At 33.6% G+C, this 22298-nt stretch carries 22 protein-coding genes and 2 tRNA genes; 12 read left to right on the top strand and 12 right to left on the bottom strand.

Going from position 1 to position 22298, the window contains the following annotated elements; all coding sequences use genetic code 11:
- Positions 1–111 precede the first annotated feature (111 nt).
- Both NJT12_RS19850 and NJT12_RS19855 read left to right on the top strand, forming a co-directional pair.
- Complete coding sequence (locus NJT12_RS19850; protein WP_271337665.1) at positions 112–1527, top strand: aldehyde dehydrogenase family protein; 1416 nt, start codon at positions 112–114, stop codon at positions 1525–1527.
- 157 nt (positions 1528–1684) lie between these two features.
- Positions 1685–2401 carry a helix-turn-helix domain-containing protein gene (locus tag NJT12_RS19855; RefSeq protein ID WP_271337666.1) on the top strand — a complete coding sequence of 239 codons (717 nt, stop codon included), beginning with the start codon at positions 1685–1687 and terminating at the stop codon, positions 2399–2401.
- A gap of 85 nt (positions 2402–2486) precedes the next feature.
- Here the strand turns inward: NJT12_RS19855 and NJT12_RS19860 are convergent.
- Both NJT12_RS19860 and NJT12_RS19865 read right to left on the bottom strand, forming a co-directional pair.
- Positions 2487–2557, bottom strand: a tRNA-Gln gene (locus NJT12_RS19860).
- A 95-nt stretch (positions 2558–2652) separates the two neighbouring features.
- Positions 2653–2723, bottom strand: a tRNA-Gln gene (locus NJT12_RS19865).
- 246 nt (positions 2724–2969) lie between these two features.
- On the opposite strand from NJT12_RS19865, the gene NJT12_RS19870 reads away from it, so the two are divergent.
- Positions 2970–6251, top strand: a complete 3282-nt coding sequence (locus NJT12_RS19870) for a glycosyltransferase family 117 protein (protein WP_271337667.1) — start codon at positions 2970–2972, stop codon at positions 6249–6251.
- 92 nt (positions 6252–6343) lie between these two features.
- Positions 6344–6979 (top strand): polysaccharide deacetylase family protein, encoded by a 636-nt coding sequence (locus NJT12_RS19875; protein WP_271337668.1) that lies wholly within the window; start codon positions 6344–6346, stop codon positions 6977–6979.
- Positions 6980–7007: 28 nt separating this feature from the next.
- Here NJT12_RS19875 and NJT12_RS19880 read toward each other — a convergent pair whose 3' ends face one another.
- The 9 genes from NJT12_RS19880 to NJT12_RS19920 all read right to left on the bottom strand — a co-directional run bounded on the left by NJT12_RS19880 (position 7008) and on the right by NJT12_RS19920 (position 12310).
- Positions 7008–7310, bottom strand: a complete 303-nt coding sequence (locus NJT12_RS19880; RefSeq protein WP_271337669.1) for a thioredoxin family protein — start codon at positions 7308–7310, stop codon at positions 7008–7010.
- Positions 7311–7384: 74 nt separating this feature from the next.
- On the bottom strand, positions 7385–8620 hold the full coding sequence (locus tag NJT12_RS19885) for a metallophosphoesterase (protein ID WP_271337671.1): 1236 nt from the start codon (positions 8618–8620) through the stop codon (positions 7385–7387).
- Between the two features lie 177 nt (positions 8621–8797).
- Positions 8798–8986, bottom strand: coding sequence for a hypothetical protein (locus tag NJT12_RS19890; protein ID WP_271337672.1), 189 nt, complete (start codon positions 8984–8986; stop codon positions 8798–8800).
- 105 nt (positions 8987–9091) lie between these two features.
- Positions 9092–10429, bottom strand: a complete 1338-nt coding sequence (locus NJT12_RS19895; protein ID WP_271337673.1) for a sensor histidine kinase — start codon at positions 10427–10429, stop codon at positions 9092–9094.
- 10 nt (positions 10430–10439) lie between these two features.
- A complete protein-coding gene (locus tag NJT12_RS19900) occupies positions 10440–11114 on the bottom strand; it encodes a response regulator transcription factor (RefSeq protein WP_271337674.1) in 675 nt (224 codons plus the stop codon).
- Between the two features lie 187 nt (positions 11115–11301).
- Positions 11302–11484 carry a hypothetical protein gene (locus NJT12_RS19905; protein WP_271337675.1) on the bottom strand — a complete coding sequence of 61 codons (183 nt, stop codon included), beginning with the start codon at positions 11482–11484 and terminating at the stop codon, positions 11302–11304.
- Positions 11485–11536: 52 nt separating this feature from the next.
- Complete coding sequence (locus NJT12_RS19910) at positions 11537–11719, bottom strand: hypothetical protein (protein ID WP_271337676.1); 183 nt, start codon at positions 11717–11719, stop codon at positions 11537–11539.
- Positions 11720–11771: 52 nt separating this feature from the next.
- The gene (locus NJT12_RS19915; protein ID WP_271337677.1) at positions 11772–11969 is read right to left on the bottom strand and encodes a hypothetical protein; all 198 of its coding nucleotides are present in this window, start codon (positions 11967–11969) and stop codon (positions 11772–11774) included.
- A gap of 50 nt (positions 11970–12019) precedes the next feature.
- A complete protein-coding gene (locus tag NJT12_RS19920) occupies positions 12020–12310 on the bottom strand; it encodes a hypothetical protein (RefSeq protein WP_271337678.1) in 291 nt (96 codons plus the stop codon).
- Positions 12311–12624: 314 nt separating this feature from the next.
- On the opposite strand from NJT12_RS19920, the gene polA reads away from it, so the two are divergent.
- Together polA and NJT12_RS19930 are read left to right on the top strand one after the other, a co-directional pair.
- Positions 12625–15465, top strand: coding sequence for a DNA polymerase I (gene polA, locus NJT12_RS19925; RefSeq protein WP_271337679.1), 2841 nt, complete (start codon positions 12625–12627; stop codon positions 15463–15465).
- 338 nt (positions 15466–15803) lie between these two features.
- Positions 15804–16157, top strand: coding sequence for a hypothetical protein (locus NJT12_RS19930; RefSeq protein ID WP_271337680.1), 354 nt, complete (start codon positions 15804–15806; stop codon positions 16155–16157).
- 74 nt (positions 16158–16231) lie between these two features.
- On the opposite strand, the gene NJT12_RS19935 is transcribed toward NJT12_RS19930, so the two are convergent.
- The gene (locus tag NJT12_RS19935; protein ID WP_271337681.1) at positions 16232–17257 is read right to left on the bottom strand and encodes a LacI family DNA-binding transcriptional regulator; all 1026 of its coding nucleotides are present in this window, start codon (positions 17255–17257) and stop codon (positions 16232–16234) included.
- A 196-nt stretch (positions 17258–17453) separates the two neighbouring features.
- Here NJT12_RS19935 and NJT12_RS19940 point away from each other — a divergent pair, with 196 nt between their 5' ends.
- From NJT12_RS19940 to tsf, 6 genes are all read left to right on the top strand, one after another.
- Positions 17454–18200: a ferritin-like domain-containing protein gene (locus NJT12_RS19940; protein WP_271337683.1), complete on the top strand. Its 747-nt coding sequence runs from the start codon at positions 17454–17456 to the stop codon at positions 18198–18200.
- A gap of 26 nt (positions 18201–18226) precedes the next feature.
- Positions 18227–19039: a ferritin-like domain-containing protein gene (locus NJT12_RS19945; RefSeq protein WP_271337684.1), complete on the top strand. Its 813-nt coding sequence runs from the start codon at positions 18227–18229 to the stop codon at positions 19037–19039.
- A gap of 194 nt (positions 19040–19233) precedes the next feature.
- Positions 19234–19689: a 50S ribosomal protein L13 gene (rplM, locus tag NJT12_RS19950; protein WP_089353105.1), complete on the top strand. Its 456-nt coding sequence runs from the start codon at positions 19234–19236 to the stop codon at positions 19687–19689.
- Positions 19689–20075, top strand: a complete 387-nt coding sequence (gene rpsI, locus NJT12_RS19955) for a 30S ribosomal protein S9 (protein WP_007808909.1) — start codon at positions 19689–19691, stop codon at positions 20073–20075. The genes rplM and rpsI overlap by 1 nt, the downstream gene beginning before the upstream one ends.
- A gap of 176 nt (positions 20076–20251) precedes the next feature.
- Positions 20252–21061, top strand: coding sequence for a 30S ribosomal protein S2 (gene rpsB / locus NJT12_RS19960; protein WP_271337685.1), 810 nt, complete (start codon positions 20252–20254; stop codon positions 21059–21061).
- Between the two features lie 136 nt (positions 21062–21197).
- Positions 21198–22160: a translation elongation factor Ts gene (tsf, locus tag NJT12_RS19965; protein WP_271337686.1), complete on the top strand. Its 963-nt coding sequence runs from the start codon at positions 21198–21200 to the stop codon at positions 22158–22160.
- Positions 22161–22298 lie beyond the last annotated feature (138 nt).

Consider the following 22298-nt stretch of genomic DNA (forward strand, 5'->3'; position numbering starts at 1 on the left):
ACAAAAACAACTCTTCATGAGCTTTTTAACAAAGCTGATTTGAGCTTTACAACAAAGCCAAAAGAATACTTAATCCAGATCTTTGTCAAATAATTTCATAATCAATACAACATGAAAACGATAGACAAAATTTACATTAATGGAGAATTCATTACCCCACAAGGAACAGAATATTTCGACTTAATAAGCCCTACAACAAACGAGAAACTAGGAAAAGTACTTTTAGGAAACCAAAAAGATACTCAAAATGCCATAGCCGCAGCTAAAGACGCTTTTAAGACTTTTTCTAAAACAACTATTTCTGAAAGAATTCAATACCTGCAAAATATTCAAACCTCTATAGAAAAACGAAAAGAAGAATTCATTGACATAATGGTTGAAGAATACGGGGGAACATTGCAATTTTCAACAATGAGTTACAATTACATGCTAAAGAGTTTTGACTCTGCAATTAACCTATTAAACACATATGATTTTACCAAAACAATGGGAGAATCCGAAGTTCAAATGACACCAATTGGCGTTATTGGAATTATCATTCCGTGGAACTCAAGCAATGGTTTTATTTGCAGTAAATTATCAACTGCGATAGCCGCTGGATGTACTACTGTAATAAAACCGAGCGAAATGAGCGCTCAGCAAACACAATTAATTACCGAATGTCTTCATGAAGCAAACTTACCAAAAGGCGTTTTTAATATTGTTAACGGTCTGGGAGAAATAGTTGGCGCAGAAATAAGCCGCAATCCGGATATCGCGAAAATTTCCTTCACAGGATCTACAAGTGTTGGCAAGATTATCGCAAAAGAAGCGGTCGAAACAATGAAACGCATCACACTTGAACTGGGAGGAAAATCGCCAAATATCATTCTTGACGACGCTAATTTCGCACAAGCAATTCCTCTTGCTGTAATTGCCGCTTATATGAATAACGGACAAGCATGTATTGCCGGAACCCGTCTTTTAGTTCCTAAAAACAGATTAGAAGAAGCAACAAAACTATTGGAGCAAACACTATCAAACACAATTGTTGGTGATCCAAAAAATGAGACAACCACTGTTGGTCCAATGGTCAGCAAAAAACAATATGAACGTGTTCAAAACTACATTCAGATCGGAATTGACGAAGGCGCTCAGGTATTAGTTGGAGGATTAGGAAAACCCAAAGGACTGGAAAAAGGAAACTTCGTAAAACCTACTGTTTTCATAAACGCAAACAACCAAATGCGAATTGCAAGGGAAGAAATTTTTGGTCCCGTTCTATCTGTTATAACATACAAAACCGAAGAAGAAGCAATCGAAATTGCCAATGACACTACATACGGGCTACAAGCTTATGTGAGCTCATCGGACGAAAAAAGAGCTCACAAAGTTGCTTCACAAATAAATGCAGGACGTATACAAATAAACGGAATTGGACATGATCCGATGGCCCCTTTTGGAGGATTTAAACAATCAGGAATAGGCAGGGAATTTGGCACAATAGGACTAGAAGCTTATCTAGAACCAAGAGCCCTGATTCGCTAAACCAACGCAAACAGATCCGGAAAGCTTTATCCAAAAGACTTTCCGGATCTTTTAGTAACTCTACTTTATGACAACAAAATCATCTATAAAATCCAAAATACTTTACTCCTGCTATTTTACACGTAGTCGAGAAGGAGAAAATTTCATCCCAGAACATGTGTTTAGCTATCAAATTTCAGGAGAGATAGTCGTTTCAGACAGCAAAAACACGTACCACTCTAACGAAGGTGATTTTCGTTTTAGCAGAAGAAACCATTTAGCTAAATTCGTTAAAATCCCGCCAGAAGGAGGAGAATTTAAAACGATTTCTATTTTTTTAGATCAGGAAATTTTACGAGAAATAAGTGCTGAATATAATTTTAAAATCAATAAAAAATCAGATTCTCAAGCCATGATTTCTTTGGCGCCAAACGCACTTTATAAATCTTTTATGGATTCACTTATATCTTATCTCGACGTAGAGGAAGAAAACAACGAAGCTTTATTTCATTTAAAAATAAAAGAAGCTGTTCATCTTTTACTAAAAGTAAATCCTGAATTAAAAGATATTTTGTTTGATTTTAACGAACCTGGCAAAATTGACCTGGAAGCATTCATGAATAAAAACTTCCACTTTAATGTACATCTTACCCGTTTTGCTTATCTCACCGGCAGAAGTTTAGCCACTTTTAAAAGAGATTTTCAAAAAGTTTTTCAGGAAACTCCCGGAAAATGGTTATTAAACAAAAGATTGCAAGAGGCACATTATCTAATTAATCAAGGAAAAACGCCATCGGAAGTTTATATAGGAGTTGGCTTTGAAGACCTGTCTCATTTTTCTTTTTCATTTAAAAAGAAATTTGGGATTGTCCCTTCTTCTTTATTTGCGAAATAGGGCTTAAAAAAAAAACCTAGAAAACAAAAATATCAGCACCAAAATATACCGCATAAAAAAGCCTCCCGAATGAGAGGCTTTTTTGTTGGTCTACAAGGACTCGAACCTTGAAAGACTGCACCAAAAACAGTTGTGTTACCATTACACCATAGACCAGTAAAAATGCTTAAGCGAGTGCAAATTTAAAGCTTTTTTTAGTTTACACAACTTTTTTTTATAAAAAAAAACCTCTCGATTGAGAGGCTTTTTTGTTGGTCTACAAGGACTCGAACCTTGAAAGACTGCACCAAAAACAGTTGTGTTACCATTACACCATAGACCAGTAAAAGCGGTTAAGCGAGTGCAAATTTAAAGCTTTTTTTAGTTTGCGCAAACTTTTTGATGAAAAAAAATCATTTTTCTTCATTTTTTTTTCTTTCCAATCCGTAATGATTTTACAAGTATTTTACAAACAACACGTTACCATTAATAAATACTTTTATAGAATTTTATGTTAATGCTCTTCTCTTTAAGCAAAAAAACATTTTCTTTGTAAGATTAAAAACATACAAAATTTTAACACCTAAATATGGCACAATTCAATTTCAATAAATGGAATACAATTATTGGTTGGTTTGCATTTGCAATCGCTTTAATTACCTACACACTTACTGTCGAACCTACCATGAGTTTTTGGGATTGTGGCGAATATATTGCCACAGCCGCTAAATTAGAAGTTGGCCACCCACCCGGAGCTCCTTTATTCCAGATGATGGGTGCTTTTTTTGCCATGTTTGCTATAGATGCACAACATGTAGCCGTGATGGTTAATATGATGTCCGTATTCTCAAGTGCTTTTACTATTTTGTTTATGTTTTGGTCTTCTTCAATGATTTTAAAAAAGATCATAGAACGTTTTTCAGAAATTAATCAAAACAATTCAATTGTTATATTAGGAAGTTCTTTAGTAGGAGCTCTTGCCTATACTTTCTCAGATAGTTTTTGGTTTAATGCTGTTGAAGCCGAAGTTTATGCAATGGCTTCTTTATTAATTGCATTACTTCTCTGGCTGGGTCTTCGCTGGGAGCAGGACATGGACAAACCTAAAGGAAACAAATGGCTACTTGTTATTTCGCTAGTTATCGGGCTTTCTTTTGGGGTTCACTTTATGGCTTTACTAACAATTCCTTCAATAGGATTTCTTTACTACTTTAAGCATTATGAAAAAGTTACCATCAAAAACTTTCTTATTGCTAATATTTCCGTAATTGGTATTTTGCTTTTTATCTTTATCCTATTACTGCCTTTAACAATGGAAGCTTTTGCTTATACTGAAGTTTTCATGGTAAACAACATGGGATTACCATTTAACTCAGGAACCATTTTTGTCGCTTTAGTTCTAATTGCTTTCTTTTATTTTGGATTAAAACTTACCAAACAAAAAGGATTGATTTTCTATAACACTATAATACTTTGCATTTTATTTATTTTTATTGGTTTCTCAACCTGGATGATGCTGCCTATTCGTGCTAATGCCAATCCTGTAATTAACGAGAATAAACCATCAGATGCGGCGGAAGTACTAGCATATTACAATCGTGAACAGTACGGGGTAAACCCTTTGTTTTACGGACCTCAGTATACCGAAGTTTTTGCTGGAATTGACGCAAAAAACCCGTATTCAGACAAAAAACCTAACTACGAAAGAGATTATAAAACCGGTAAATATATCATTACCAATAATTACAAAAACGCCAGTCAAAATACAGATGATAATCAAAAAGCGTTTCTACCTAGAATGTGGAGTACAGAAACGGGACATATTCAAAACTATATCAGCTTTACAAATCCTCCAAAATTCAAAATAAACCCTAACTACGATTACGAGCAGGATTTAGGGAAATACGGAATTGACGCAAGCCAGCTAAGCGAGGACGAATACAATAAAGCAACTGCGCAACTGCGTAATGAAGTCGAAAAAACCATTTCTGAGTTTAGAAATGCTTATGCCCAAAAACAAATTGATAATGAGGGTTACGTTAAGTTCCTAAAAAGCTATGGCGATTATTTAATTATTGAAAAACCAACTACCGTAGATAATTTCAGTTTTATGTTCGAATATCAATTTGGGTATATGTACTGGAGGTATTTAATGTGGAATTTTGTTGGACGACAAAGTGACGTTCAGGGAAAATACGATAATCTTGATGGAAACTGGATCAGCGGAATCAAGGCTCTTGACTCTGTACACCTTGGGTCTCAGGATAACTTACCATCTGATGTTTTAAACAATAAAGGAAGAAACGTTTACTATTTCTTGCCGTTTATCCTAGGTATTATTGGTATAATGTATCACGCCAATAAAGACCTTAAAAGTTTTTACGTGCTTTTAGCATTATTCCTTTTTACCGGAATTGCATTAAAAATTTACCTGAATGAGCGACCTTTTGAACCTCGGGAAAGAGATTATGCACTAGTAGGATCTTTTTATGTGTTTGCCATCTGGATAGGTTTTGGAGTTTATTCGCTCTACGAAAGCCTGCAGAAATATATAGCGCCTAAAATAGCCGGTCCGGTTATAATTGCCGCAAGTTTACTAGCTGCACCTGTTTTAATGGCTTCCCAAAACTGGGACGACCATGACAGATCAGGAAGATATACTGCAGTTGCAATGGCAAAAGCTTACCTGAATTCTTGTGATAAAAATGCCATTTTATTTACTATTGGAGACAATGACACGTTCCCATTATGGTATGCTCAGGAAATTGAAGGCATCAGGACAGATGTTAAAATCGTAAATACAAGCTTAGTCAACACTGACTGGTATATCGATCAAATGAAAACAAAAGCATACGAATCTGATCCTTTACCAATTTCATTTACACACGATCAATATGTAGGTGATAACCTGGATTACGTTGCTCATATTCCAAAAATTCAAACTCGTTGGAACATTATCGACTTTATTGATTTTATTAAAAATCCAAAATCAACTGTAGGATTACAAAACGGACAAACAATCCATTTTTATCCAACAAATAAAATCAGGGTTCCTGTTGACAAAGATGTTATCATCAAAAATAAGGTTGTCAATCCAAAATACAACGATTCTATCGTTCCTTATATGGATATTGACATCAAAGGAAATGCAATATATAAAAACCGCTTAATAATGTTGGATATCTTAGCCAATAACAATTGGAAAAGACCAATCTACTTTAGTGGTGGTGCTTTTGACGATGAAGATTACTTATGGTTAAAAGATTATTTACAATTAGACGGAATGGTCTATAAATTAGTTCCTATCAGAAATAAATATTCAAAAGATGGCGGACCAATGGACATGGGACAAATTGACGCAGATAAAATGTATAATATCGTAATGAAATGGGATTGGGGCAATAGCGATAGCGATAAAATTTATCATGATCCTGAAACCAGAAGAAACAGCATTACCTACAGAACAAATTTATCTCGTTTAATGAACCAGCTTATTAAAGAGGGAAAAATTGACAAAGCTAAAAACATTATCAACTTAGCGATGACAAAAATGCCTTTAGATAAATTTGGCTACTATTCTCTGGTAGAACCATTTGCAGGAGGATATTACAAAGTTGGAGAAACTGCAAAAGCACAGGATTTACTAAATAAACTGGTTCAGAAATACAAAGAAGAACTAAACTATTATGCCACTTTAACACCTGGCGATCAAACTGATTTAGCAATTGATATCATTACTGATATTGAACGTTACAGAAGTTTATTGCAAGTTATGAAAGACAATAAAGATCTTGCTTTCTACGAAAAACACAAAACCACATTCAACACTTATGTGAATGTTTTTGAACGTTTTGGGAGAGAAAAAGAATAATATACGAAAAACATAGCAATTAAAAAAATGCAGCACTATTTGATAAATAGCGCTGCATTTTTTATTTTTACATATCTGTAAATCAATTTAAAATGAGCTTTTATTGGGTAAAAACAAATTCATTCATAAAAAGGGTGTTTTCTAAATATTGTTGGGACATTCCAAACAATGAAAAGAAAATATACCTAACATTTGATGATGGCCCAACTCCGGAAATTACAGACTGGGTTTTATCTGAATTGAAAAAGTTCGATGCAAAGGCTACTTTCTTCTGTATTGGAAAAAACATAAAAGCCAATTTATCCTTATTCGAGAAATTAATTACTGATGGACACTCCATAGGAAATCATACGATGAATCATGTTAATGGCTGGAAAAGCAACAATAACGATTATATAGAAAATGTAAAAAATTGTGCCGCTGTTCTGGAAAAAGAAAAAACATGCAATCTTATATTTCGTCCACCTTATGGAAAAATAAAAAAGGCACAATCTAAAATCCTAAGAAAATTAGGTTACAAAATAATTATGTGGGATGTTTTGAGCGCTGATTTTGATCAGACCATTACTCCTGAAAAATGTCTTGAAAACGTTACTAAAAATGTAAAATCCGGAAGTGTAATTGTATTTCATGACAGCATTAAAGCTTCGCCAAATTTAAAATTTGCCTTGCCTAAAACTTTACACTTTTTAAAGGAAAACGGATATACGTTTGATATTATTCACTAAACAATAATACCAACGAAGAAGTAGTATTTTATAAATCGAATTGTTCCTGGACAATTCCAATAATAGTATTTGCATCTAACTCTCCTGACTGCCTCCAGATCATTTGCCCTTCTTTATATATCATTAATGTAGGAAGCCCCTTAATACGAAGTGCTTCTGCTAATTCCTGATTTTTATCCACATCAATCTTAATCACTTTGGCTTTATCGCCAAGTGCAGCAGCAACATCCTTAATTACAGGATGCATAGATACGGATGATTCGTTCCAATCAGTGTAAAAATCGATCAACACTGGAACTTGAGCATTTATAAGTTCTCCAAATTTTGACATAAAACCAAAAATTTAATTCTTTATTATTCTGTTAAAAAGAGATAATGATATACAAATGTAGCATTTTTAACGAATTAAGCCACATTGTTCCCTTTTTTTAGTTCAATCACTGTTATTTCAGGCATGATACCCACTCGTCCCGGATAAGCATGAAAACCAAATCCTCGATTTACATAAACATAGCGGCCAACATTTTCATACAGTCCAGCCCATTGCTTGTAAATATATTGTGCTAAACTCCATTTAAAATATCCCGGAATTTCGATTCCAAATTGCATGCCGTGTGTATGGCCTGCCAACGTTAAATGAAAGTTCTTAGGGTGATTTTTTATCTCATATTCCCAATGACTCGGATCATGGCTCATTAATACCTTAAAATCGTCCTGATGCACATTTTGAGAAGCTTTATTTAAATCTCCAGCCTTTTTAAAATTCTGACCCCAGTTCTCTACTCCGATTAAAGCGATTTTATCGTCGCCTTTCTGAATATAAGTATGTTCGTTTAACAAAAGCTCAAATCCAATTTGCCCGTAAAGATCCTTAATTGCCTTAAAATTCTCGTCTTTTTCCTTTTCAGATGGCCATGTCACATATTCACCATAATCATGGTTCCCTAAAACTGAAAACTTCCCGTATTGATATTCTTTTATTCTATTAAAAGTCTCTAACCACGGATGCATTTCTGTAGCATGGGTATTTACAATATCTCCGGTAAACAATATCATATCCGCTTCTTGCTGATTAATCAAATCAATAGCATAATTTATCTTTTCCGGATTATCAAAACTTCCGCTATGAACATCTGAGATCTGTGTGATCTTAAAACCATCAAAAGCATCCGGTAAATCAGGAAAATATATTGTTTGCCTAAATACTTTAAAATTATATTTGCCTTCAAAAATCCCGTAAATCAAGGATAAAAAAGGAACCGCAGCCAAACCTAATGCTATCTGACTAACAAACCTTCGCCTGTTAGGCATCATTTCTGAACGAGGCGCATTGTACATGAAGTAATTCAGGATACTTGCTCCTATTCTAAAAATATCTTCTCCGAACATTACAAGCGTTAAAACTATTTTTGGCACATAAACCAATAACATTAATCCCATTGTAAACATGGTTTGTCTGGTTTGCCCAACAGAACGATCAAATTGCGTAAAAGAGTAAATAATAAAAATTAAAAGCAATAAGCTTATAACCTGATAACTCACCAAAACCCATCTTAATCTGATTAAAGTGCGGAAGGCTTGATAAGAATAGAACTCAATAAATAAAAAAAGAGCACATAGAAGTACAAAACGTAAGATCATTATTTATAGTTTTAAACAAAGTAACAAAGAATGGAAATTTTATAGCTTTTTATTATCAAAAATTTAACTCAAATAACACAAAAAGCTGATAGATTTCTCTACCAGCTTTTTCTCTACCAAATTTTTTAAAACCTTTATAATCCACAACACGGTTTACATTCGCAAACCTATGTCGTTTTATTTTTTAGCTTCTGGTTTAGCAGCTTCTGCTTTAACTTCTGCTTTTTTAGTTTTTTTGTCTGCTTTTTTCTCTTTTTTAGGAGCTTTTGCTTCTTTTACCGGAGTTGTTTGAGCTGGAGTTGTTTGAGCGCTTACCATTGCAGTTGTTCCTAAAACAGCTACTGCTAACATTACTAATTTTTTCATGATTGTTGATTTATGATTATTATTATTTTCATTTATTATACCTCAAAGATATAATCACTAAATGAAGATTAAATGAAGATTGTACTACCTGAAAAAAATTAACTTTTAATTATGCTTTGTAACTTCCGGAAACAGCAACATAAAGACTGTACCTACATTTATCTCAGAGGCAACTTTAATTTCGATATGATGAAAAGAAGCGATACTATCCGCTATTGCAAGCCCTAAACCCTGACCATCCTGATCTGAACTAATTCTCGCAAACCTGTTAAATATATTTTCTATTTGAGAAGCATTCATTCCAATACCAGAATCTGTTATAGAAATAAAATATTTATCTTCTAAAAAACCATCCGTAACCAGAATAGTTCCTTTTGGCCTATTGTATTTTATAGCATTTGTTACTAGATTATAAATCAGAATATGAATCAGTGTTTTATTTCCTGTAAACATAAAATCATGTTCCATTTTATTCAAAAACTGAAGTTCCCTGTCATCAATCCTGTCTTGTAGATCCTCCTGAAGATCTGTAATTATTTCATGAAAATTTATAATTTCATTCGCCTGATACTGATTGTTTTCAATTCTTGAAATCAACAATAAATTATTGATGATTTTTTTCAGCATATCTAATGTCCTGAGCGAACCCGCTATTTTATCAAAAGCATTATCATCTAAAGAATCATTTTGGAGTAAATTTTCGAATTTACTTTTAAGCAACGCAATTGGCGTAAGCAATTCATGCGAAACGTTAGAAATAAATTGTTTTTCTTTTTTGAAAAGCTCCGCAATACGATCCATCATTTGATTCAATACAAAATCAAGTTCTCTAAAATCTCTCGATCTTGCTTTTATTGGTGTATGATCAAAGGCTTCCGGTTCATTGACTCGCCTTATTTTTGTATCAATAATTTTATAAAAAGGCTTAAGCAAATATTCGATATAAAAAGTGTCTGCCAAAAAAGTAATGAATAGTATGACTACGAAAACAATTATAATAAAAAACTTAATGATAAAAGTTAGGTCTTTTACTTCATTAAGACTGCTGCCAATTTCTAACTGATATCCTTGCTTGTCGAACGTAAAATGATACTGAAGGATCCTGTATTCATTTTCTTCTCCTTCGATAATGCGATATTCATTCGTAAAAACAGCTTTCTTTTGATTGTGTTTTATTGGAGATTTTGAAAGCACCAAAAACTCACTATGAAGTGTAGAAAACTGGGAATAGGTTTCTGTCGAATCATCAGAGTTTTCTATAAAATCATTTATTTCATTTCGGTCTAAATGATCAATGAATTTCTTCTTTTTTTCCAGAAGTCCATTATTAATATGTCTGTAAACAACATTTTCGACCAAAATAGGCAGCATTAGCCATAAAACTACAATCACTAACAATCTCGTCAGCGCATTAAAAATAGCTAATTGATGCTTTATCTTCACAATAATTTATTTATTCATTAATACGATAACCTACATTTCTAACAGTTTCAAACCAATCGATGGCCGTATGTTTATCCAATTTTTTTCGAAGATTTCGAACATGAACATCTATAAAATTAGAATCTGAATTTACTTCAAGAATGTCTCCCCAAATATGTTCTGTGAGTTGCAATCTGGTAATTACCCTATTTTTATTGAGTACTAAATATTGAAAAATATCAAATTCTTTTTTAGTTAAATTAATCGGCACATCATCATAACTTACTTTATAATCCTGAAGCTGTAACAAAAATCCATGAATACTTAAGTTATTCAAAGTAAAACCGTGAATCCTGCGAATAACAGCAAACAATCTCGCACTAAGTTCAGTTAATGCAAATGGTTTAGTCAAATAATCATCTGCACCAAGGTGCAAACCATTTATTCTGTCATCCAGTTCACCTCGGGCCGTAAGTACAATTACAGCCATTTTTGATTTTGTTTTTCTAACGGTTTTCAAAATATCAAAACCATCTCCATCCGGCAAACCAAGATCAAGAAGCATTGCATCATAATCATTACTACTAACTTCTTCTAAAGCATCACTGCAATTATGAGCAATTTTGCAAACATAACCTACGTTGCACAAAAAATCATAAACCTCGACAGCAAGCTCTTTATTATCTTCAACAATTAAAATATTCATAAACACAGCATTTAAGCGCAACTAAATTTAAGCAATTATAAAAAGCCTTGTTGCAAATTATAAAAAAAATAACGAATCAAAAAAAGCTGATAAATTTCTTTACCAGCTTTCCCCCTGCATCCTCATAATCATTACTTCTGTTTTGCCTCCCTTACAATTGTTTGAAAGCAAAAGAAAAACAATTTTATTATTTCATTTTAGTAGCATCAGCTTTTGGTGCTTCTGCTTTTACTTTTTTATCCGCTTTGTTTTTGTGATGTTTTGTAGCCTTAACCTCTTTTGCAGGTGCTGCCTGTGTTGGAGTTGTTTGTGCACTTACCATTGCGGTTGTTCCTAAAACTGCTGCTAATACTATAAATAAATTTCTCATGATTTCTAAATTTTAAATTATTTAAACTTTTATTTTACAATAACCTTTTTTCTTATTTTGCCTTTGGAGTTTCCGCTTTTGGAGCTTCTGACTTCACTTTTTTATCTGCTTTGTTTTTGTGATGTTTTGTGGCTTTTACTTCTTTTGCCGGCGCTGCCTGCGTTGGAGTTGTTTGAGCGCTAACCATTGCACTTGTTCCTAAAACTGCTGCTAATACAATAAATAAATTTTTCATGACTTTTAAGTTTTAAATTAATTAACCTTTTATTTTATAATACTCTTTTTCCTTATTTTTTTACTTGTGGAGCTTCCGTTTTCGGAGCTAGTGTTTTTTCTGATTTTACTTTTTTATCAGATTTTGTTTTAGGGTGTTTTGTCGCTTTAACCTCTTTTGCAGGAGCCGGCTTCACGTCTTTTGCAGGAAACGCACTTACCATTGCACTTGTTCCTAAAACTGCTACTAATAACATTAAGAAATGTCTCATGATTTCTAATATTTTGAATTAATAACTTTTATTTTATAATGACCTTTGTCTTATTTTTTCACTTTAGCAGTTTCTGCTTTTGGAGCCTCTGTTTTTTCTGATTTCACTTTTTTATCAGATTTGCTTTTAGTATTTTTTGTAGCTTTAGCTTCTTTTACCGGAGTTGTTTTAACTTCTTTTGCCTGAGTTGCTTTAGATTCTTTTACAGGAGCCGTTTTTATTTCTTTTGCAGGAGTTGCTTTAACTTCTTTTACCGGTGCTTTTTTTACTGGAGCCGGAGCTGCTGAAACCATTATACTTGTTCCTAAAACTGCTGCTAATAACATTAATGAATTTCTCATGATTTCTAATATTTAAATTGGTATCTCTTATTTTATAGATCAAATGTACCTCTGTAATATGAAGACAAAATGAAGAAAACCCTGAATAAAAAAAATTAACTTGATATTAACTATTTGTCGGTTTTTCTATCATATAACCTATATAAGGTCTTTTTAAATATTTATAATATCCATAATAATCATATGAACTGTGGTGCATCTCCAGGCGGTGCACACTGCCAAAATGGACTTATATTACTTATATGGTAAAAAATTTCTTTTTTGATTATTTTTTGAGACCCAATTGTTTATTTTTACAGACTAATATTTTTTTTATGTCTACTCAAAAACGCCTTTTTCTTCTCGATGCTTACGCTTTAATTTTTCGTGGTTATTATGCTTTTATAAAAAATCCACGAATCAATTCAAAAGGAATGGATACATCAGCGATTATGGGTTTCATGAACTCTCTTTTAGATGTTATAAAACGTGAGAAGCCAGACCACTTAGCTGTAGCTTTTGACAAAGGCGGAAGTCATGTAAGAACCGAGATGTTTACAGAATACAAAGCCAATCGCGATGCTACACCAGAAGCTATAAAAATTGCCGTACCTTATATTCAGGAATTATTAAGAGCAATGCATATTCCTATTATTGAAATAGAAGGATGCGAAGCCGATGATTTAATTGGAACAATCGCTAAACAAGCCGAAAAAGAAAACTACAAAGTCTTTATGGTAACACCAGATAAGGATTTTGCACAATTAGTTTCTGAAAATATATTCATGTACAAACCAGCCCGTATGGGAAATGGTATCGAAATTTGGGGTGTTCCCGAAGTTTTGGCAAAATTTGAAATTGAAAAACCGGAACAGGTAATCGATTTTCTTGGAATGATGGGAGATGCTGTCGATAATATTCCAGGATTACCGGGTGTTGGTGAGGTTACTGCCAAAAAATTCCTAAAAGAGTTTGGTTCAATGGAAAATCTTTTAGAAAACACTCATTTACTAAAAGGCAAGATGAAAGAAAACATCGAAGCTAATAAGGAAAAAGGAATTTTATCTAAAAAACTAGCAACTATTATATGTGATTGCGATGTGGTTTTCAATGAAAATGATTACGAGCTTTCACGTCCTGATATCGAGAAAACAGATGCTATTTTTCAGGAATTGGAGTTTAGAAGAATGGCAGAGCAATTTGACAACTTATTTAAAGTTGGCGGTGGAAACGAATTGGCAAACAAAGGTGATGAAGCTAAACTATATAAAAAACCACAACCAAAGAACGACGATCAATTTGATCTTTTTGGCGGCGGCGCAACTATAGATGAAAGCTCAGAAGAAAGAACTTCATTTTACAACACCCTGGAAAACACACCGCACTCCTATCAAGCTGTTGAAGGCGATTTAGGAATAAAATTATTGATACAAAATTTACAAAAACAAACATCTGTTTGTTTTGATACTGAAACTACCGGCTTAGATGCTTTGCACGCTGAATTGGTAGGAATATCCTTTGCATACGAAAAAGGAAAAGCATTTTATGTTCCGTTTCCGGAAAGTCAGGAAGAAGCTCAGGTTTTAGTAGATAAATTCAGGCCTTTCTTTGAGAATGAGAACATCGAAAAAATTGGTCAGAATTTAAAATATGATTTAAAAATCCTTTCTAATTACGGCGTTGTTGTAAAAGGAAAACTTTTTGACACGATGATTGCGCATTATTTGATTAATCCGGATATGCGTCATAATATGGATATTCTGGCTGAAACGTATTTGAAATATTCTCCAAAATCAATCGAAACTTTAATTGGTAAAAAAGGAAAAAACCAAATCACAATGCGTGACGTAGCTCTTGAAGAAATCAAGGAATATGCTGCTGAAGATGCGGATATAACATTACAGTTAAAAGAAATTTTTACTGCTGAATTAGACAAAACAGAAACTAAAAAATTATTTGACGAAATCGAAATTCCGCTGGTAAGTGTTTTAGCAGCTATGGAAACAGAAGGAATCCGTTTAGATGTCGAATTCTTAAGCGCAATGTCTAAAGAAATGGATGTTGAGATTAAATCTTTAGAACAAAAAATATACGAAACTGCCGGTGAGAAATTCAATTTAGCATCTCCAAAACAATTAGGAGATATTTTATTTGACAAATTAAAAATTGGCGGAGCAAAACAAAAGAAGACCAAAACGGGTCAATATGCAACTGGCGAAGAGGTTTTGACTTATTTAGCCAACGATAATCCAATCGTAAAACAAATTTTAGACTGGCGTCAAATGGTGAAATTACAAAGCACCTATATATTGGCTTTACCGGAACAAGTAGACAAAAAAACATTACGTGTTCATACGGATTATATGCAAACTGTTGCGGCAACCGGACGTTTGAGTTCTAATAATCCGAACTTGCAGAATATCCCGATTCGTACTGAAAGAGGACGTCAGATTCGTAAAGCTTTTGTTGCCCGCGATGAAAACCATACTTTAATTTCTGCCGATTACTCGCAAATAGAATTAAGAATTATTGCTGCTTTGAGTGGCGAAGAAAATATGATTGCTGCATTTAAAAACGGAGAAGACATTCACAAAGCAACTGCTGCAAAAGTTTTTGATGTGCCTTTAGATGAAGTTTCACGTGAACAAAGGAGTAATGCAAAAACAGTAAACTTCGGGATTATCTACGGTGTTTCTGCTTTTGGATTAAGCAACCAAACGTCATTATCCCGCAGCGAAAGTGCCGCTTTGATCGAAGCGTATTACAAAACATACCCTAGATTAAAATCATATATTCAGAAACAAATAGAATTTGCCCGCGAAAAAGGATATGTACAAACTATTCTGGGACGTCGTCGTTATTTAAAAGACATCAACTCCGCGAATGCTGTAGTTCGTAGTGCTGCCGAAAGAAATGCCGTAAACGCACCAATTCAGGGAAGTGCTGCCGATGTGATTAAAATCGCGATGATCAACATTCATAAAAAACTAAAAGAAGAAAACTGGAAATCAAGAATGTTACTTCAGGTTCATGATGAGCTTGTGTTCGATGTTCACAACGATGAACTCGAAAAAATTCAGCCTATGATCAAACACGAAATGGAAAATGCTTTTATGATGAGCGTTCCTCTGGATGTTGAACTAGGCTTAGGTAAAGATTGGTTAGAAGCACATTAAAAGAAAGTTTAATAGATTTATTTCTCAATTGCGTCTCTTCATTAAAAAATTAAAATTATGAATGAGAAAATCTATATCTTGCTGAAAATTTAAAATAACAAGACTAATCTTCCCTAAAAATCAAAATGAAAAGAAACACCTTATTAGCAATAATATCAATTTGCATACTTGCTACAGTAAATTTATTTTGGATTGTAAGATCTACTGCATCAATATCAATGGATCAGGAAATATCTTATAAGGTATCACAAATTATGGGATTTCTAGAATTTCTGGCGTACGCTGCATTATTACCTTTTTTTGTGACATTATACAAAAAACAATAAATAAAAGTTATTATGAATGAAGAATTAAATAAACTTTTTGAAATTAAAAATACTCAATCAGAAGAAAGTACAGACTCGGATTTATTCGATATAACTGTTCACCTCCTGATTAGAATAATAATTCCAATTTTTATTTTTTTTCTGCTATACTCGCTTGTAGAACATTCAGGCAATATAGGAATAGCATATCTAGCTTTTTTCTTCTCATTATTTATCCTTTTTTTAATAATCATTGCACTTTTAATTGAGGCCTCTAACCTTAACAAGAAGAATAAAATATATTTAAGAAATACCAATTATGTTATATTAGCTCTTTATACTCTTCCTTTTATATTGGGACTAATTGTAATTGCAAGAAATTCTTAAATAAAATCCAGATACTTCCTTACCTATTAAAATAAACAAAAAACCATTCGCCGCAGCGAATGGTTTTTGTTTATTTAAACTTTTCTTGTCGATTCCCGTTCTTTCAATTTTGTTTTGATGACGATGGTTTCGTAATCTGAAGTTTCTTCTTCTGATTCCTCTAAACGTTTGATCAATAACTTAGCGGCGACTTCTCCAATTTCAATTCCATGTTGACTAACTGTTGTCAAACTTGGGGACAAACGTCTTGAAGCCAAAATTCCGTCAGCAAAACCTATTATAGATATATCTTCCGGAACTTTATATCCTTTTTTCAAACTTACACGTAAAGCGGCAACTGAATCATTTTCATCCAAAGCAAAAATTGCATCGATTTTATGATCAAAAATTGCATCAATCTTACTCTTCATATCATCTTCAGAATCGGTACGAAGAATAATTTTTTCGTTTACCGGAATATTATTATCCGCTAAAGCTTTCAAATATCCATCTGCTCTTAATTTTCCGACACTTAAATTATCTACTGAAGAAATTAAGGCAATGTTTTTACATCCCAAATTAATTAAATGCTGCGTAGAATTTAAAGCTGAATCAAAATCATCAACTACAACTTTATCACATTCTACTTCATCTGCAATACGATCAAACATTACAATAGGAGTTCCATCATTTATAATTGCTGAAAAATGTGTGTAATCCTGTAATTTTTGTGCTTCTTCAGAAACTGATAGAATGAATCCGTCAATTGTTCCGTTGCTCAACATTTCAAGGGTATGAATTTCTTTCTCTAAAGATTCATTCGAAATACACGTAATTACATTATATCCTTTTTTATCGGCTACTTTTTCGATACCACTAAAAACCTTTGCAAAAAAGGAGTTTAATATATTAGGTATAATTACACCAATTGTTTTGGTTTTACGATTCTTTAAATTCAGACCAATAACATTCGGTTTATAATTTTTGAGTTTGGCATACTCCTTAATCTTCACCTTCGTTTGCTCACTGATTTCCGGACTGTCATTTAACGCCTTAGAAACCGTAGACACAGAAACACCTAGTTCTTTCGCAATTTGTTTTAGAGTTGCTTTAGCTTTCATTTAAAAATAATTTTATGTAATTAATACAAATATAGTAGAATTAGCGAAAATAAAACAAAAAACACCTACCAGTATTTGAAATTATAGGGCATTTTTGAAAATAAAAATAAAAAAGTGTGATTTTTCAAAACCGCACCTACAAAAATTACGTTAATACCTTAATACATGTTATTAACCTTTTTAAAAAACCTAGATTATGAAAAACGAAGTTAAAATTCATGAAGTTGACCCTTCATTGAATAATAGAAGGAGCTTTCTGAAGCTCAGCGGCTTAACACTAGTTACTGCAGGTTTGGTTTTTGCTGGCTGCAGCGATAATGACAATGATAACGATATGGAGGACACATCGTTACCAGGAATTAGAAATGGCGTATTTGACTTAGGCTCTGGTGACTTTGGAGTATTGACTTATGCTTATGCTCTGGAACAACTAGAAGCTGATTTTTATACTAAAGTTGTAAATTCTACAAGCTTTAATAGCACATTTAATGATATTGAACGTCAGGTATTAACTGATTTATATCATCATGAAGTAATTCACAGAGATTTTTTTAAAGCTGCTTTAACCGGAGCACTTCCTGATCCCAATTCTCAATTACTCCCTTCTTTAGCCTTTAATTACGGGTCTCTTAATTTTAATAGCCGTAATGATGTTCTTGCAACTGCAAAAGCCCTTGAAGACACTGGCGTTGCAGCTTATAATGGTGCCGGAAAACTAATTAAAAGCCCTGATTATTTACTATTAGCCGGAAAAATTGTTTCGGTAGAAGCCAGACACGCATCTGCTATTAGAAGTTTGATCAATCCTAATTCTAAGGATTTTGCCGGTGATGATATTGTTAGTGTGTCAACCGGATTGGATGTTGCAAAAGATCCATCTAAAATTCTGCCAATTGCAGGAGGATTTATTACTACAAAATTTACTGCCAAATATTTACCTTAATCTTAACTAGCTAAAACTTAGAAATTATGAATATTTTAAAATTTATAGAAACATTTACTGATGATAGCTTAATGAGAAGCACTGGCTCGAGAAGAGACAGTTTTAATCAGTTTGGAAACATAGGAAAAACACTGGCATATGCATCAATCCCATTTGGATTATCAGCTATGGCAAATAAGGCATTCGCAAAAGATATTACTGCAACACCGGCAACACCTATTGGAGCTTTACAATTTGCATTAACATTAGAATACCTGGAAAACGAATTTTACGCAATGGCATTAGACTCCGGAGTAATCCCGGCATCAGAAAATGGAGGTCGTGATCTAAAAGTTTTTCAACAAATTGCAGCACACGAATCAAGTCATGTTAAATTTTTGATTGCAGGTTTGGGCGGAACAGCAAGTGCAAACTTTGTACCTAAACCCACTTTTGACTTTACTGTAGGCGGCGCATTTGATCCGTTTCACGACTATCCTACCTTCTTAGCATTGGCCCAGGCTTTTGAAGATACAGGTGTAAGAGCTTACAAAGGTCAGGCAGCAAATTTAATTAGTGCCCCTGATTTATTAACTGCCGCATTACAAATTCATTCTGTAGAAGCACGTCACGCTTCAGAAGTTCGACGTTTACGCGGATTAAAAGGATGGATTTCGAATAGTGAAAGAGGCGCAGGAATGCCTGCTGCCACACAAGCTGTTTATGACGGCGAAGGAGTAATAACTCAGGCAGGATTTAATACCTCGACTGCATTTGGAGCCTCCGCAGGATCAGAAGCTTATGATGAACCACTTACGACACAACAAGTCGTTGATATTGCAAATTTATTTATTGTTTAACAACAAATAATTCTAAATATTGAACCACCTTCGCGTTATTGTGAAGGTGGTTTTTTTTTATTGTTTTAAATATAAAACTGAAACCCTGATTTTCAGCAGATAAAATATTCTTTTCAGGTATTTGGTTTTAAAATAATTAATTGTACTTTTGCATCCCCTTTATTGGGGATGGAATGTTTAATTAAAATAATATTATGGACGCATTAAGCTACAAGACAATTTCAGCAAGCAAAGCCACTGTTACTAAAGAGTGGATTGTTGTAGATGCTGAGGGTCATAACTTAGGTCGTCTTGCTTCAAAGGTTGCGATGATCTTAAGAGGTAAGTACAAACCAAGTTACACACCACACGTTGACTGTGGAGATAACGTAATTGTTATCAACTCAGAAAAAATTAACCTTACAGGTAGAAAAATGGATGACAAAGTTTACGTACGTCATACAGGTTACCCAGGAGGACAAAGAACTTTAACTGCTAAAGTATTGCAATCTAAAAACCCTGCATTACTAGTAGAAAAAGCTGTAAAAGGAATGTTACCTAAAAATAAATTAGGAGCTGAACTTTTTAGAAATCTAAATGTTGTTGTAGGATCTGAGCACAAACAAGGAGCTCAAAAACCTAGAACTGTTAACCTAAACGATCTTAAGTAATGGGAGTTATTCACAAAATCGGTAGAAGAAAAACCGCTGTTGCACGTGTATATGTTTCTGAAGGAACAGGAAAAATCACTGTAAACAAAAAAGAATTCGCAACTTACTTTCCAACTGCAACTTTACAATACAAAGTTTTACAACCAATGTCTATGACAGAAAATGTAAATAACTTTGATGTAAAAGTAAATGTTTACGGAGGTGGGTCAACTGGTCAGGCAGAAGCTGTAAGAATGGCATTAGCACGCGTTATGTGTGAAGTAAATGCTGAAAACAGAGCTATCTTAAAACCAGAAGGTTTATTAACAAGAGATCCAAGAATGGTTGAACGTAAGAAATTCGGTCAGAAGAAAGCTCGTAAGAGATTCCAATTCTCTAAACGTTAATATTACCTGTCTTGTTCAATTAGGACAAGACATGATCAATTATTTATTGAAATTAAAAAACACAGTTGTTGTTGCTCTCCTACCGAGGTAGGAAATAGTTTAGCATCTAAATGTATAAAGCCTGGGAAACCGCCATTTATACATTGCTAATCAACAGAACGTAAACTAGTACAAAAATGGCAAACAAAATAGAAGTAAAAGACTTACTAGAAGCAGGTGTTCACTTTGGACACATGACTAGAAAATGGGACCCAAATATGGCCCCTTACATTTATATGGAGCGTAATGGTATTCACATTATCAATCTATATAAAACTGCAGCGAAAATTGAAGAAGCTAGTGAAGCGATGAAAAAAATCGCTGCATCAGGTAGAAAAATCTTATTCGTAGCTACAAAAAAACAAGCAAAAGACATCGTTGCTGAAAAAGCAAAAGCTGCAAACATGCCTTACATCACTGAAAGATGGCCTGGTGGAATGCTAACTAACTTTGTAACTATCAGAAAAGCCGTTAAAAAAATGTCTTCTATTGATAAAATGAAGAAAGATGGTACTTTCATGACGTTATCTAAAAAAGAGCGTTTGCAAGTTGATCGTCTACGTGCTAAATTAGAGAAAAACTTAGGTTCAATCGCTGACATGTCTAGACTACCAGCTGCATTGTTCGTAGTAGATATCAAAGCTGAACATATCGCAATAAAAGAAGCACAAAAATTAAACATTCCAGTTTTCGCAATGGTTGATACGAATTCTGACCCAAGAGAGGTTGATTACGTTATTCCTGCAAATGATGATGCTTCTAAATCAATTGACAAAATTTTATCTTTAGTGACTGCTGCTGTAATCGAAGGTCTTTCTGACAGAGGTTCTGACAAGGAAACTGAAGCTGCAACAACAGAAGAAGCTCCGGCTCCTGCTGCTGCTGTAGAAGCTGCTCCTGCTGCACCAGCTGTTGAAGCTGCTGCTCCTGCTGCAACTGAAGAATAAATCAAATTTAAATTCCAAATTTTAAATTCCAAATTCCAAATACAAATTAAAAACGTTATGTTGATAATTTAATAAAATTGGAGTTTGGGATTTAGAAGATGGAATTTTTACTTTTAACATTAAAATTCAAAATATTATGGCAACAATTACTGCTGCAGACGTAAATAAATTAAGACAAACTACAGGCGCCGGAATGATGGACTGTAAAAAAGCTTTAGTTGAAGCTGATGGAGATTTCGATAAAGCGATACAAAACCTTAGAGAAAAAGGTCAAAAAGTTGCTGCTAATCGTTCTGACCGTGAGTCTTCTGAAGGAGCTGCTGTTTCTTTTGTTAATGCTGACAAAACTAAAGGAGCTATCATAACTTTAAACTGCGAAACAGATTTCGTAGGTAAAAATGAGGCTTTCGTAACTTTAGCTAAAGAATTAGTTGAAAAAGCAATCAACTTTTCTTCTAAAGAAGAATTCTTAGCTTCAGATTTCAACGGAATTACTGTTGCTGAAAAATTAATCGAGCAAACTGGTGTTATCGGTGAAAAAATCGAAATCGGTGGTTTTGAAATTTTAGAAGGTGCTTTCGTAGGATCTTATGTTCACGTTAACAAAATTGCTGCATTAACTGCAATTTCTGCACCAATTGCTAATGGTGACGTTTTAACTAAAGATATCTCTATGCAAGTTGCTTCTATGGGAGCTGATACATTATCTTACAAAGATTTTGACCCAGCTTTCGTTGCTTCTGAGCTTGCAGCTCGTATTGCTGTAATCGAAAAAGAAAATGAAGAAGCAAAACGTTTAGGAAAAACTTTAAAAAATGTTCCTAAATATATTTCTTTCTCTCAATTAACTGAAGAAGTTTTAAAACAAGCGGAAGAAGATGCTAAAGCTGAATTAAAAGCTGAAGGTAAACCAGAACAAATTTGGGATAAAATTATTCCAGGAAAAGTTCAACGTTTCATCTCTGACAATACTACTTTAGATCAGGAGAAAGCTTTATTAGATCAAAACTTCATCAAAGATGACAGTAAAAAAGTAAGTGACCATGTTAAAGGATTCAACGTTGAAATCACAGGTTTCAAAAGAGTTTCTTTAGGTTAATATATTATTTCAATTAAAAAGCCCGAATATTTATTTGAGGGCACTGAAAAACATCCCTTATTTTTGATCAGGTTTATTTTTTAGACAATAAAAAACGCTTATAACAGGATTTAAAAATATCCGTTATAAGCGTTTTTC

The organism is Flavobacterium azizsancarii (assembly GCF_027980145.1).
In the GTDB taxonomy this organism is placed as follows: domain Bacteria; phylum Bacteroidota; class Bacteroidia; order Flavobacteriales; family Flavobacteriaceae; genus Flavobacterium; species Flavobacterium azizsancarii.

Coding starts and splice junctions, on each gene's coding strand:
- rpsB (WP_271337685.1), top strand. CDS start 20,252: ATGGCAAACAAAATAGAAGTAAAAGACTTACTAGAAGCAGGTGTTCAC.
- NJT12_RS19945 (WP_271337684.1), top strand. CDS start 18,227: ATGAATATTTTAAAATTTATAGAAACATTTACTGATGATAGCTTAATG.
- NJT12_RS19900 (WP_271337674.1), bottom strand. CDS start 11,114: ATGAATATTTTAATTGTTGAAGATAATAAAGAGCTTGCTGTCGAGGTT.
- polA (WP_271337679.1), top strand. CDS start 12,625: ATGTCTACTCAAAAACGCCTTTTTCTTCTCGATGCTTACGCTTTAATT.
- rpsI (WP_007808909.1), top strand. CDS start 19,689: ATGGGAGTTATTCACAAAATCGGTAGAAGAAAAACCGCTGTTGCACGT.
- NJT12_RS19940 (WP_271337683.1), top strand. CDS start 17,454: ATGAAAAACGAAGTTAAAATTCATGAAGTTGACCCTTCATTGAATAAT.
- NJT12_RS19905 (WP_271337675.1), bottom strand. CDS start 11,484: ATGAGAAATTTATTTATAGTATTAGCAGCAGTTTTAGGAACAACCGCA.
- NJT12_RS19930 (WP_271337680.1), top strand. CDS start 15,804: ATGAATGAAGAATTAAATAAACTTTTTGAAATTAAAAATACTCAATCA.
- NJT12_RS19935 (WP_271337681.1), bottom strand. CDS start 17,257: ATGAAAGCTAAAGCAACTCTAAAACAAATTGCGAAAGAACTAGGTGTT.
- NJT12_RS19850 (WP_271337665.1), top strand. CDS start 112: ATGAAAACGATAGACAAAATTTACATTAATGGAGAATTCATTACCCCA.
- NJT12_RS19915 (WP_271337677.1), bottom strand. CDS start 11,969: ATGAGACATTTCTTAATGTTATTAGTAGCAGTTTTAGGAACAAGTGCA.
- NJT12_RS19880 (WP_271337669.1), bottom strand. CDS start 7,310: ATGTCAAAATTTGGAGAACTTATAAATGCTCAAGTTCCAGTGTTGATC.
- NJT12_RS19920 (WP_271337678.1), bottom strand. CDS start 12,310: ATGAGAAATTCATTAATGTTATTAGCAGCAGTTTTAGGAACAAGTATA.
- NJT12_RS19870 (WP_271337667.1), top strand. CDS start 2,970: ATGGCACAATTCAATTTCAATAAATGGAATACAATTATTGGTTGGTTT.
- NJT12_RS19885 (WP_271337671.1), bottom strand. CDS start 8,620: ATGATCTTACGTTTTGTACTTCTATGTGCTCTTTTTTTATTTATTGAG.
- NJT12_RS19875 (WP_271337668.1), top strand. CDS start 6,344: ATGAGCTTTTATTGGGTAAAAACAAATTCATTCATAAAAAGGGTGTTT.
- NJT12_RS19890 (WP_271337672.1), bottom strand. CDS start 8,986: ATGAAAAAATTAGTAATGTTAGCAGTAGCTGTTTTAGGAACAACTGCA.
- NJT12_RS19910 (WP_271337676.1), bottom strand. CDS start 11,719: ATGAAAAATTTATTTATTGTATTAGCAGCAGTTTTAGGAACAAGTGCA.
- rplM (WP_089353105.1), top strand. CDS start 19,234: ATGGACGCATTAAGCTACAAGACAATTTCAGCAAGCAAAGCCACTGTT.
- tsf (WP_271337686.1), top strand. CDS start 21,198: ATGGCAACAATTACTGCTGCAGACGTAAATAAATTAAGACAAACTACA.